Origin of the sequence: Chryseobacterium jejuense, from assembly GCF_900100075.1 — a bacterium.
Classification (GTDB): Bacteria; Bacteroidota; Bacteroidia; order Flavobacteriales; family Weeksellaceae; genus Chryseobacterium; species Chryseobacterium jejuense.
Genome location: NZ_FNEG01000006.1, coordinates 388,472 through 402,013, shown reverse-complemented (window position 1 = coordinate 402,013; position 13,542 = coordinate 388,472). Strand labels below are relative to the sequence as shown.

11 protein-coding genes are annotated in these 13,542 nt (G+C 33.8%); 1 reads left to right on the top strand and 10 read right to left on the bottom strand.

The features are described 5' to 3' along the window. Window positions 1-162 precede the first annotated feature (162 nt). A complete protein-coding gene (locus BLS98_RS19115; RefSeq protein ID WP_089738447.1) occupies window positions 163-1,587 on the top strand; it encodes a tetratricopeptide repeat protein in 1,425 nt (474 codons plus the stop codon). 84 nt (window positions 1,588-1,671) lie between these two features. Here the strand turns inward: BLS98_RS19115 and BLS98_RS19110 are convergent, their stop codons facing one another. The 10 genes from BLS98_RS19110 to BLS98_RS19065 form a co-directional block, all read right to left on the bottom strand. Beyond that, window positions 1,672-2,304, bottom strand: a complete 633-nt coding sequence (locus tag BLS98_RS19110) for an HdeD family acid-resistance protein (protein ID WP_089738444.1) — start codon at window positions 2,302-2,304, stop codon at window positions 1,672-1,674. 360 nt (window positions 2,305-2,664) lie between these two features. After that, window positions 2,665-3,768 carry an agmatine deiminase family protein gene (locus tag BLS98_RS19105; RefSeq protein ID WP_089738529.1) on the bottom strand — a complete coding sequence of 368 codons (1,104 nt, stop codon included), beginning with the start codon at window positions 3,766-3,768 and terminating at the stop codon, window positions 2,665-2,667. A 4-nt stretch (window positions 3,769-3,772) separates the two neighbouring features. Further along, entirely contained in the window at window positions 3,773-4,387 is a 615-nt protein-coding gene (locus BLS98_RS19100) for a hypothetical protein (RefSeq protein WP_089738442.1), read from the bottom strand. Window positions 4,388-4,491: 104 nt separating this feature from the next. Further along, the gene (locus BLS98_RS19095) at window positions 4,492-5,295 is read right to left on the bottom strand and encodes an AraC family transcriptional regulator (protein ID WP_228425381.1); all 804 of its coding nucleotides are present in this window, start codon (window positions 5,293-5,295) and stop codon (window positions 4,492-4,494) included. Window positions 5,296-5,417: 122 nt separating this feature from the next. Then, a complete protein-coding gene (locus BLS98_RS19090) occupies window positions 5,418-6,377 on the bottom strand; it encodes a gliding motility protein GldB-related protein (protein ID WP_111994835.1) in 960 nt (319 codons plus the stop codon). Window positions 6,378-6,462: 85 nt separating this feature from the next. Next, a complete protein-coding gene (locus BLS98_RS19085; RefSeq protein WP_089738436.1) occupies window positions 6,463-7,881 on the bottom strand; it encodes an amino acid permease in 1,419 nt (472 codons plus the stop codon). 246 nt (window positions 7,882-8,127) lie between these two features. Further along, window positions 8,128-9,054 (bottom strand): hypothetical protein, encoded by a 927-nt coding sequence (locus tag BLS98_RS19080; RefSeq protein ID WP_089738434.1) that lies wholly within the window; start codon window positions 9,052-9,054, stop codon window positions 8,128-8,130. Between the two features lie 181 nt (window positions 9,055-9,235). Then, window positions 9,236-9,850, bottom strand: coding sequence for a response regulator transcription factor (locus BLS98_RS19075; RefSeq protein ID WP_089738432.1), 615 nt, complete (start codon window positions 9,848-9,850; stop codon window positions 9,236-9,238). Then, window positions 9,847-12,816, bottom strand: coding sequence for a sensor histidine kinase (locus BLS98_RS19070; RefSeq protein ID WP_089738430.1), 2,970 nt, complete (start codon window positions 12,814-12,816; stop codon window positions 9,847-9,849). Before BLS98_RS19070 ends, BLS98_RS19075 begins: the two co-directional genes overlap by 4 nt. A 280-nt stretch (window positions 12,817-13,096) precedes the next feature. Further along, window positions 13,097-13,396 (bottom strand): helix-turn-helix domain-containing protein, encoded by a 300-nt coding sequence (locus tag BLS98_RS19065; RefSeq protein WP_228425383.1) that lies wholly within the window; start codon window positions 13,394-13,396, stop codon window positions 13,097-13,099. Window positions 13,397-13,542: the final 146 nt, after the last annotated feature.

The following is a 13,542-nucleotide window of genomic DNA, read 5'->3' as shown; positions in this document are numbered from 1 at the left end:
TTCACAACACAATGAATTAACAAACAATACTTTACTTATTTAAATGGAGTGTTTTTGAAGTACATTTTTGCTATATGTCAAAATAAAAAATTACATGCAGCTGATTAATTTCTTAATCATATTCATAAAAAAGTTATTTTTGTGTTAATAATTTTAAAAAATATGTTCCAAAATTTTAGAATTAAAATATTATATCTGATTTTCTTTTCCTTCTCAGTATTTTTTGACGCTCAGGACTTCTCTTTTCAACCCGAACCTATAAAAACGACATTAGAATATCGAAAGAGACTAGACGCCGAAGGAGCTTTAAAATACAATATTAACGCTCTTACACAATATGAAAAAAATGATGACACCAAGGGTGTTATTATGGTATATACCAATATAGGAAGCATATTATCCGGACTTGACAGGAATAAAGAAAGCCTTGAGTATCTTGACAAAGCTAAAAAAGAGCTGCTGCATAGTAATGATCCTTTTCTGAAGGCCAATTTATACAATGAATACGGAAGGAATTATACACGGCTGGGACTTTATGAACAATCCAATGCAGCCTTTGATCAGGCAGCATCTTATATAAAGAAAATTACCAATCTTAAACAGAGAGAATTTGCCCTGGCCTACAACTATTCATGGAAACAACAGAACTTTCCCAAAGATAAAAACCTTGATTCTTTACAAGCTATAAAGAAGAAAATACTGGGTTCAAAACCCAATATCACGTCTTATACAAGAACAGCAGATAAATTTATTGCTGAAAAAAAACATTTAGACTCTGCTGAATACTATATGAATAAGGCTTTTGCCTATTCTAACAATGCATCTGATATTGAAAAAGCCACTGCATGGTTCAGCTATGGAGATCTATATAATATAAAAGGAAATAAAGAAAAAGCACTTGAATATTATTTGAAATCGCTAGACGTATTTCAAAAAACGAAAAATAACCCAGGCTCCTTACTGACTGTTTATGACACACTTTCCAGTGTTTATAAATCTTTAAATGAAATTGAAAAATCTAATGAATTTCTAAGAAAATATACCCTTCTTCATGACGATATCAGTAAAAACGAAAAAGAAGCCGTAAATCTTGCCGTTAATACATTGATTGATTTAAAGCATGAGGAAAAAGGAAAAGAAAGAAGGATGTTCTACTTTATAGTCATGCTCATTGTAGTATCATTTGGCCTGTTATTATATTTCATCAGAAAAATCTATATTAAAAAAGCCCTGAAAAAGGACCAAATTCTAGAGAAAAAGATCATAGAAACGGATGTTCTTAAATTGAAAGTAAATAATTCATTTGATGAAATCATTCAGCTTATGGAGAGCAGAAGCCCTCTGTTTCTGGTACGTTTTAAAGAAGTATACCCTGAATTCTATGAAAAACTAATTACACATACTCCTGAACTTACAGAACATGATATAAAATTCAGTGCTTATATCAGATTAAATCTTACGAATAAAGAAATCTGCCAATATGAAAACATTAGTGTCCGTGGGATAGAGACAAAAAGATACAGACTTAAGAAAAAGCTTAAATTATCTTCGAACACTGATCTTCAGAAATGGATTCTGGACCTGTAACTTAATTTTATACAGAAAAATGCTGATAAAAAACAAAAAGACCTCTTATTAAGGTCTTTTTACATTTATAAATATAAGGTATACTTACTTTTTCACATGATCAATTTCATCCTGAATAGATTTAATCCGATCCCTCAGTTCCTGGCTCACTTTTCCAGGAATTTTTTTAACCTTTCTAAGATCTAAAGCCAGCATAATAGAAGCTATCCCCATAAAGATAAAAGAAACGCCGGTTAATGTCACCAGAGAAATCCCAGTAAATATGGGATTAAATATCAGCAGTAAAGAAAAAATAATTCCTCCTACACTTGCTAAAGCTACATTTCCCCAGCTCATAATTCTCATACTCTTCAAATCAAAAGCGAATCCTAACAACTGGAAAGAACGGAATAAAAGGGTAAATCCTACTACAAACGGAAGAATAGACATTGAAATCTGCGGATAGGCGATCAGATAAACTCCAATTGCTGTGGTCAGAAGCCCACTTACAAGGAACCAACCCCATCCCTGAAGAGATTTACAATTCTGTATGGAAAAGAAAATTTCCGTGATCCCCGAGAACAGGAACGAAACACTAAAAAATATGGAAAGTGTTACATACGTTGCAAGTGGCACACTGAATACATAAAAACCGCAGATCAGAAAGAGAATTCCAAAGATCAATGGAATATACCAATGTTTAACTGTGTTGGTAAGTGTTTGAAATAGATTAGCCATAGGTGTGTTTTTAGGTGTGCCTACTTTGTGATGCGGTGTTCGGCTTGTCCGCCGGAATTTCAAAATCAGATGACAATTTTCACCCGAAATTGAATAATACCGTCTTACTAATTTACGAAAAATTAATACAATACACCACTAAACACTAAGTAAATCAATGATCAGACTATATCATATTTTAATAACAAAATCTATCGAATAGCTACTTATTATATTTTTTTACTAGTATCTTCCACAAATACAGAAAATGAAATAAGTAAACCTATCTTTTCCGTAAAAAATCAACATAAAAAAAACATTATGATACCCCGAAATTCTAAATTATCGTTTGTACCATAATGTTTTACTGAGGTTTTACTATTACTTCATTAAATTTCCGGCAGGCTGCTGTTGGGTAACACAATGTACCATCCCTCCGTTTTCATATAGGTTTCTCACATCTATTCCTATCACTTTTCTGTTTGGATATTGCTTCTGAATAATCTGATTCGCAATCTGGTCATTAGGATCTCCATAATTAGGAACAAGGACTACAGTGTTGGCTACATAATAATTAACATAGGAACCTTTTTCATCCAACTGCTTTCCATAAGCTGTTTTTACTTTATTTTTGGTAGCCGGTAGGTATACTTTCTTATACTCTTTACCATCAACATTGGATGCGGTATACAATGTATTGATATCTTTATCGGAAAGTCCAAGCTCTGCAAGATCATCTTCCTTCATTGTAATCATGGTAGAAGAGTTGACAAACTTCATGAAACCATCAATGTGCATATCCGTAACATCTAATCCGGTAACCCCATCCAGCCATATCACTTTGGATACTCCATAGTAAGTTTCAAACATTTCTTCAGCTTCCTGTTGGGTAATTCCTTTGTTTCTTGTAGCATCTTTTTTCTGACTGATAACTGAACTTTTACAAGCCATCAGAACTCCGCTTCCATCTGTTTCCACTGATCCACCTTCATTAACCATTTCTTCATTCAGATCTATCACTTTTACACCCAGATCTTTTCCTATTCGTTGTGGAATTTCATCACAATTTTCAAAGTCGAACTTTTCACCCCAACCGTTGAACCCCCAATCTTCAATCAGTACATTCCCTTTGCCATCCTTTACGAAAATAGGTCCGTTATCTCTGATCCAAACATCATCGGTAGGATAAATTCTGAAGTCTACATTCTTCATCGGAACCTTATTGTCTTCTAAAAGTTTGATGATTCTTTTTTTCTCATCTACATTATAAGCTATAATGTGTACTTTTTCTCCTGATTGTAATCCTTTTGTCATATCAATCCAGGTTTGTTCTACTCTTTGGCGGTAAGTGGTACCATGTTGATAATGGTGAGGCCACTGCAGCCAGGTTCCTTCATGAAGTGAAGATTCTTCAGGAAAATGATAGGTTTGTCCCATAGTATACATACAACCTAATATAAAAGTAAGTGTGAATAATTTGTTCATATCGTTAAAATTTCTTTCCAATAAATACTCCAAAGTTGATATCAGTTTCATAGCTGCTTCCCGTCTGGGAAATATTACTTCCTATTCCAAACTGCATTTTCTTTCTGTTCTCCAGCCCGAGACGAATAACCTGACTGCTGGCTTGGTGTTCTTTGAAACTAAAATCAGATTCTACAATCAACATACTGTAAAAATTAAACCGTTCATTGATCTTTGGAGTGTATTCCAATAAGGTATATAAGCCTAATCCGAATTGTTTTGCATCTGTAGAATAAGTAAGGGCAGGAAATACATTGATTCCAAAAACTTCATTCCCTTTTCCATAAGCCAATCCTATGGATGGCATGATATCTTTATCTGAAATATGAACTCCTGCAGAAACACCTAAATTCTTACCAATTCCATAATTAATATTTTGATAGAGTTCAGGGTTCACTTTTTTCAGATCATAATCGTAGCCAATGGTTCCTGAGGCAAAATAATTCCATTTATTTCCAAAATCTTTATCATAGATTCCTAGTACCTCTGTTTCTTTATTGCCGGCATAAGCCTGAACAGAGATCTGCGCTTTACCATAGAAAGGAAGCAATAAGCCCAGGAGAAATATACTTTTTTTCATTATCCTTTGTCTTTTTAAGTGTTACATTAACAATTCTCGTTGTGGTCATTTACTGGTGCAAAATTAAAGACTCAAAAAAGCAATTATTGTCCTAAAAAGACATTTCACTCATACAATGGAAAATAAATATGGGTAAGCTCTATTTCTTCATATTCTTCAATAACATCAGAGTTATCCAGCAAAAACTGTTTTCCAGAAAGCCAGTATTGATAAAATGAGCGATAGGTTTCCAAAATATTTCCATAAGGACCATAATGGGTGAATTTTGCATATTTCCCACCAAAAATTTCATTTTTCACAAGCCCACTTATCACCTCATCAGAGATTACTGCGGCACCATATCTGCAATGTGAATGACTGGTAATTAAAGGCTGATCGCGAATAATTCCGTAGGCAGCTTCAAATATTCCTGCATCGGGTTCAATTTCATTCCACAATGCATCAATTTCTTGGTTATTATAATCTTTAGCCTTAATAAATTTACAGTAAACTGATACTGCATCTTTATATTTGATCTCTACTTTCAGATCGGCATGATGGCTTTCTATGAATTCTTTGAAGATATCTTGTTTCTGTTTTCTCGCTTCAGCAGGAGAAACTGAATATTGTTTTTTGAATGCTTTTGAAAAGGATTGAATATTGAAATATCCTACTTGCCAAGCAATTTCAGAGAGGTTATCTTCCGTGTAGATGAGTTTTTTATAAGCATTCTCAAGACGCAGACGTTTTTGAAACCCGGAAATAGTCTCATTGAAAAGTTTGAAAAAAATACGCTGGAAATTACGGTAAGAATAATGAGAGATAGACTCTATCTCATGAGCAGTGACTTCCCTATCAAAATTGATTTCAATATGGTCGATAATCTTTTGTATGTCACTAAAATTAGCCTGCATATCACAAAATTTCATTCTGAAAATGGTTTTGATCCACGAAACTATTTACACTGAAAGCTGTAAACAAGTTATCTTTTTAACCTTATCAGCAATATATTTCATTACTAAGGTAAGAAAAAAACAAACCTATCCAATATTTACTTAACGTCAGTTTTATATCCTGACTGTTCTAAAAAATTTTCTGTTTCTGCTGCATTGCTAAAATCCAGATTCATCATGATGTTGATTGCAGATTTCTTATCTTCTGATTTTTCATACAATTTCTTGGTAATTATATACCCCATAAAATATCCCAGATCTGCAGGTCTGTCTTTTATAGTGGCCGTATTGGACAACCAGTTTTGATAATCTTCACTACCCATTTCTTTTTGAAAATCATTCCACAAAGATTTCTGATGCTGCATTCCATATTCAATATAAGGAGCTTCAACCTTTTTTCCTGTTAAAAGTTCAGCTATAAAATCAGCGGAACCTTCTTTTAAGCAGAGCCCTAATAAATTCGTTTTGATGTCTTTTAAATTTTGTTGAGTATGCACCAACTCATGAGCCGTAAGAAAAATAACCCCTGAATTAATCTTCATCCTGTCCTGATAGTTTTTGGAAAGTTCCAAATAATCCACTGTTGCATCGGAAGCTGCTAATTCAGAACCAATGATTAGATTTCCGTTAATGACCGTTCCACCACCTTTAAGATTCCCTATTGTAAAGTAGATCTTTGGCGGAGAAAAATCAGCATATAAATGGCTGAAATTTTGATAAAGATTTTCTATATTTTTAAAATCTTTTTGAATCTTCTTAGTCTTATTTCTAATCGATTTCCAGAACTTTGGTTTTGAATCAAAGGATTCAATCCATTGTTCAGCGGTAAAATTTCTGGACCTGATAAAATCCTTCAACCCTGGACTTGCTTTATCAACATACAGCTTTTGAAATGTAGATATCTTTTGTTCCGAATTATTAATCTTCTGAGCCTCATCATAAGCATTCCAAAAGTTTCTGATATCGGAAGTCTCAATATAAATAGTAAAATCATCCTTCTGAGCAACAGCTGAAACTGAAAACAAACAAATAAACAGAAGACAAAATACATGTTTCATCAATCGTACTTTTTAAAATAAAATATGGTTTTTGTACCACTAAAAAGTTTCCAAAAACCATATTCTTTATTGTATTTAAAACCTGTTAATTCGGTTTATATAATTTATACATAGCAAATAAAAATCCTATCCAGACCGGAATCAGGACTACCTGAATTTCCATTCCTGTAATACTCATCAATCCTAAAATCAGCACTAAAAATATAATACAGATGTAATTGGAAATCGGATAAAATATAGATGGAAATTTCGATTGAACACCTTCTTTAGTGATGGATTTTTTAAATTTCAAATGCGTGTAACAGATCATCAGCCAGTTGATAATTAATGTAGAGACTACCAAGGCCATCAGATACTGAAATGCTTTTTCCGGCACCAGTTTATTAATGATAATGCAGATTCCTGCAAAACAAGAAGAAATAAGGATCGCATTGATAGGAACTGAATTTTTATTCAATTTCTTCAGAAACTTAGGAGCATTTCCTTGCTGAGCCAACCCGAAAAGCATACGGCTATTACTATAAACACTACTGTTATACACTGATAAAGCAGCCGTTAATACAATAACATTAAGAACATTTGCAATCAAAGTATTGAACTGAATCACTTTACCAAAAAGACTGAATTCCAATCCATTCAAGTTTTGAAATACCATTACAAACGGGCTTGAACCTTCTGTAATTTCTCTCCATGGACTTAACGAGAACAGGATTACTAAAGCTCCTACATAAAAAATTAAAATTCTATAGATCACCTGATTGGTTGCCTGTGGAATTGTTTTTTCAGGGTTTTTAGCTTCAGCAGCCGTAATTCCGATCAGTTCCAATCCTCCGAAAGAGAACATAATCATGGCCATTGCCGCAAATAATCCGGAAAACCCGGTTTCGGTTTTATTGAATAATCCTTTCGGGAAGAAACCGCCATCATTCCATAAATTGGTAACCGTTGCTTTTTCTCCTCCAGTTCCACTTATCAACAGATAAACTCCAAAAACAATCATTGCAATAATAGCTACTACTTTAATGATGGAGAACCAGAACTCAGTTTCCCCATACACTTTTACAGAAGCAAGATTAAGGGCAGTGATGACTACAAAAAAGAATAAACTGGACACCCAAAGTGGTATTTCCGGCCACCAGAAATGGATGTAATGGCCAATGGCTGTAAGTTCAGCCATACTTACAAGGATATACAGAATCCAGTAGTTCCATCCTGAAGCAAAACCTGGAAAATTTCCCCAATATTTATAGGCGAAGTGACTAAAACTTCCCGATACCGGTTCCTGAACGACCATTTCACCAAGCTGACGCATGATAAAGAAGGCAATAATCCCGGCTAAGGCGTACCCTAAAATTACTGAGGGCCCAGCCAGTACTGCTGCCGGCCCGATTCCCAGAAATAATCCTGTTCCTATGGCACCTCCAAGGGCAATTAATTGTATATGTCGATTTGTTAATCCTCTAACTAAAGTCTCGTTTTGTCCTGTATTTTTTTCGTTGCTCATTGAATGAATTATTCGGTCGCTAAATATATAAAAACTTTTCAGAGAAATTCACATTCCATGGGGCAAATTGAGAATTCAGACTTCAATAGCATGATCTATTTTCTACTCTAACCCTAATTGTCTTTAATTTGCATGGACTATATAAATAACATTCTCACCGAAAACACCACTGTTCAATCTCACAAAATAAGTAGCCGATGCCTGAGTTCCTTCAACAACATTACTATGCAAACTCTATTTAATCTGTTAATTGGCTATTTTATAACCATAAATAGAAGTGGCAGTTACCTGATATTGAGATCCGGCATTAGTTAATCTGGCAGCTGAAGCCATACTTACTGTCTCATCCTTATTCAGATGAACAACCGCTGAAACAATACCAGATGCAAAAACACCGGGATTAGTGTGAAAATTCTGCACAAGCTGGTTGTTGGGAGTCGTCAAAAAGTTCTTTACAAGATACAATACACACCAAGCAAAACCCGGCTGTCCGGCAATTTCTGAATTATCAAACTGGGCAGAACCGTAGATCATGTAAAACCCATCTGTAGGCGCTTTAAATCTTCCTGATAACCCATCGAATGCACTCCCTGTGTTAATGGCCATACCTTGGTTGTATTTAATCTCTTCATTCTGCCATGCTGGTCCTGTGGTAGCCGGGCACGTCTGTTTAAATGCATTTTGCTGTGCAGACGAAAAAAGATAAGTTTGATTTACAGAAGGCATACTGTTAGAACTCGAAAACAATACAAGCTCCCATGTTGTTCCTGTAATAGTACCCTTATTGACCAAAAATGCATAATATCCTGTTGGAATGGTAATATTAGGAGCTCCTGTTCCGTTTTGAGTATCAATTAACTCTGCACCATTAGCTGCAATAATAAGATTTCCGGCTCCTGTATTTTTAAAATGATAGGTTCTTCCAGCAAAATTACCTGCTCCACTAATGGCTGCCGGCAAGGTTAAAGTTCCATTACCTGCTGAATTATATGCGGTATAATAATCATCCGCTCCTACAGTTCCGCTTGCAGACACTGTTTTATACGTTGCAGCAAAGGAACCATTAACCGTCAGGCTACTGGTAGGATTAGGAGTATTTACCCCTACTTGGGCATTCACCGTCAAACCAGTTACCGCTGCTAAAAAAGCAGTGAAAAATAAAATTGTTCTCATAATCAAAAAATGTATTTAGAATCTAAAGAAATTGTAAGTACCAATATAGCCTCCCAATTGTTTATCAGATGGGATTTTCATGAGACTAACTTACTGTGAAAAATAAAGATTCCGTTTACAGGCTCTGTACACATTTTTCCACAAAACTGTAAGAGTTTTATGACATGATAAGTATTATATATTAATGGATTTCGTTGTAAATTTCCAACAGTTCAACAAGGTTCGTGATTTTTAATTTCTGATAGACTCTTCTTTTGTAAGTTCCCACAGTGGATTCTTCAATATTGAGTGCATTAGCTATTTCAAGATTTCCGTTTCCTTTTGCCAGGAGATCAAAGACCTGCAGCTCTCTTTCGGACAGAATTTCCAAAGGACTTTTCTTGTGCATTCGTACGACCATTTCATTGAGTACTTCAGGAGTATAGTAATAACCATCTTTAAAAATACCTTCAATTGTTTTCACAAACGTTTCCGGGTTGCTGAGTTTATTTAAAAAGCCATTCACTCCCTCTTGAATATATTGCATCGCGACGGTTTCTTTGTAAGAGGTAAAAATTAAGATCAGAGTATCTTCCCTAATGTTTTTAATTTCTTTAACCATTGACTTGAAAGTACTTCCCGGAAGCTCAATATCCAATATCACAAGGTCAAATTTTCCAGTCTCCACTTTCTGCTTTACCTCATCGTATGTTTCTGCAAAATCAATTTCAAATTCATTAAAATTCTTTTCCAGAATCAAAGCAGTTCCGATTCTTACTACATGATGGTCATCTGCAATTAATATTCTCTTTGTCATAGTGTAATATGGATTTTAATGAGTGTTCCCTTCGGTATATTTTCATGAAAAGTAATTTCTCCATTGATTTTCATCATCAACTGAATAACCATGTGTAGGCCCAGTCCATAATTTTTAAAAATAAGATGCTCACTTCCCTTTTTTCTGGAAAGCTCAGAATAATAAGTTCTCTGTTCGGCAGACATTCCACTTCCTGTATCTGCAATATTGATTTCTACATACTGCTCCGAAGATGCTGAGGTAATAATAATTTCTCCATCTGAAGTATTTTTCACTGCATTATCTATAATATTATGAAAAACGGCAAGAAGAATATTTTTATTGGTTTTTACAGTAAGATGATGATCACAGAAATTATAGATGAAAGTATGTTTCTGAGCAGCAATCTCTTCAAACAGTAACTTTTTAGTTTCAATCAAATCATAAATCTGATATTCATCTTTCATATTATTTTCCTGTTTGTAGAGCTCTGTATATTCTTTTAAACTTAATGTAAATTTATAGAGCTGTTCCGAGGTTTTATAAATACTGTCAAAATACTTTTTTTGAGTTTTAGCATCATCAGATTGGGTAAGTTCTTGCGAAAGAAGAGCAATAAATTTAACCGGAGTTGTAATATCATGACTAATACTTTCTACCAGTTTTTTTTGATAATCGGACTCGCTTTTAAGCTTATTATTGGTTTCCTGCAGTTCTTTATCCCTGTGAACCAACGTATTTTCCAGCACCTTATTTTTTAATCTTAAAAAATTGGTTCTGATCTGTATTCCAATCACAAAAATTAAAATAATCAATCCAACAACCAGGATTTTAAAAGATAAAGTCTGATAAAAATAAGCCTCAACTTCTATAGGAAAGCTTTTATACACAAATTTCCCTGTTTCTGAAGATAAAAATCTTATGAGTAATTGATATTTCCCTGGTTCTGTATTGGATAATCTGAATTTTCTGTCATTTTTAATATTGATCCATTGGCTATTCTCTTCGCCTATTAGCTTCGCCTGCAGATAAATATTTTCCAGATTAGAATAGTAAGGAATATCAATATATATATCTGCATTTTTATAGCCACATTCCAGAAGAAGGTCATCTTTCAAACGAATCATTTTACCATCTACTTTTGCTCTTTCCACATACAGATCGTGTGCTGCAGGAAAATACGCTTTCACATTCTGAGGGGTAAAAAACACAAACCCTTCCATGGAAGGAAATACAAATTGTCCATCCTCAAGAATATTGGCATCAGGATCAGCACTCCCGTTGAATTCATTATTCAAAAAGCCATGTTCTTTGGTATACCGGTAATAAGTAACAGGCTCCTGGGGAGCTTTCAGGGATCTCAAAATTTTGGTCTTATTAATTTTAAATAATCCGTTATTAGACGAAATCCATAAATTTGAATTTTTATCTTCCAGGATATGGTGAGCATTAGCCAAAAAATCATTTTTATCTGCAGGAATCCTGATAACTTTGTGATCTTTTAATAAATACATTCCTTGGTTATACGTCGTAAGCCAAATATTTCCATCCTTGGTTTTTATAATTTGCTTTACCGGAAGATTCTGCCCAATTCGTTCTATAATTTTATTTTGAGAAAGGGAAAAAACACCTATACCATTACTCCCACCTAAATAAAGAAGATCTTCATTATATCTGAGAATAGTATCTATATTATCTTCACAAGGAATAATTCTCTCCGTTTTCTTAAAATTATCGCGGTCAAATATATAGAGATAAAATTTATTTCTGTCCGAAACAGATACCATATACAGCCCTCCATTTTTATACAACCCGTCAATTTCTTTCCTGTCAAAAGAGATAGAATCATACTTTGTAAATCCTGTATTTTTATACCTTATATGAATGGAATTATTTTCCCGATACACAAGATTTCCCGAGTCATCCCAAAAAATATAACGTTTATCATAGGATTGAGGAGCCTTATATAATTTTTCCGATCTATTATTATAATATCTGATACCTTCCTGGGTTAAAACAGAATTTTCACCAAAGGGAAGAGCCGCATAGCAAACCTCATCCTGATAAGGTAAATTCTTTTTGGAAACTGAAAAATCAGATAGACTTAGAATTTTAAGACCATTAATGGGACTGCCAATATATAATTTACGGGGAGCGTCATCATAAAACATTGCTCCCGATATTTCTTTATCTATATTCATATATTCCAACAGATAGGTAAGACTTAGTTTCCCTTCTGAAAATTGGCTTCTATATATTTTACCATGGTTAATCATGAAAACCTGCCCCGTAATCTGCTGCCAATATATCTTTGTTTCAGGATCTGTATACATAGCAGCTGCATCAACATAAGAATACTTCCCCCGATACAGTTGAAGAAGTTTTTTATTCCGGGAATCGGCAACAAAAATATTTTCTCCATGAACAAACAGACGTTTTAACCTGTTTCTTGGAAAATCAAGATTAAGTTTTATCCGTTGATTACTTTTCCGGTCAACGTAAATAATGCTGTTGTTTTCAAAATAATAGATTCCTGTCTTCAACTGAACAAAATAAGAATCTATAAAAGAAACATATCTGACAGTGACGTTATTTTTAACAAGTCTTTTATATATCCCAGTGCCACTAGGCCCATCCGGATAAGATTCTTTTTTATGAGAAATAACCTTTGGTTGTCTTCGAGAAATCAGGAGATTTTTTTTTTCAGAATTATTGAAGACAACCATACTGTCATTATTGATACTTCCATAAAAATCACCAAAACTCAGATTATTAAGTTTAAAGTCTTTATATCGAACAAAATTGCTGCCGTCATACCGTAGAATTTGCCCTTCCATGGACAGCCATATGAAACCATACTTGTCTTTTACAATATCTTTGATACTGTTTTGAGGCAGCCTATTATCCATGGTATACCGTTGCATAGTATAGCTTTGTCCGTTGCTACATAGAAACAACAACAATACAATAAGGGACAAAAGCTTCATTCCGATTAGGCTACATTATTTTCATGACAAATATATCATAGAAAATCAAAATTATTGTAAATATTTATCCACAAACATGTGATTTTTTTTCTACATAATTATTTATGAACATTTTATCCATTATAATACATTTGAAATACTCAAGGCTTGTTCCTTCATCACAGTCTTTATCATCAGGTTCATTACTAGAAACACAATTTTACTACAAAAAAATAATGGCCTTCTCAATTATATCGAGAAGGCCATTATCATATGTTGATAGAATGTAACACTGAAAATACTAAAGAAACTCTTTCGGAATCGAAATATCATTCTTTTTCATATACTCTACAAGACCCTGATATTTATCTTCATAACCACCATCTGTCCCACATTTATGAGAGATACTACAAATATCGGAAGGTTTGATTTCTAAAATATCTGATATTTTAGTCAGGATTTCAAGATTGATTTTCACTTTGGAATTTTCAATATCGGAATATGCCTTTTGGGAAATCCCCATTTCGAAAGCCATATATTCCTGCGTAAGATCTTTACCCCTCCGGATTTTCCTGATATTTTGTCCACATATTTTCATCATTTCTGTTTTAGTAGTTTTCGGTATATTTTAGAAGTTTAGCTATTAGCCTCCAACAAAGTTAATAAATACCTTTGGCAAAACATTATACACGTTACATGATATTTACTTTTAACATAGAAAATGGAGAAAAATAAACCCTTTTCAAA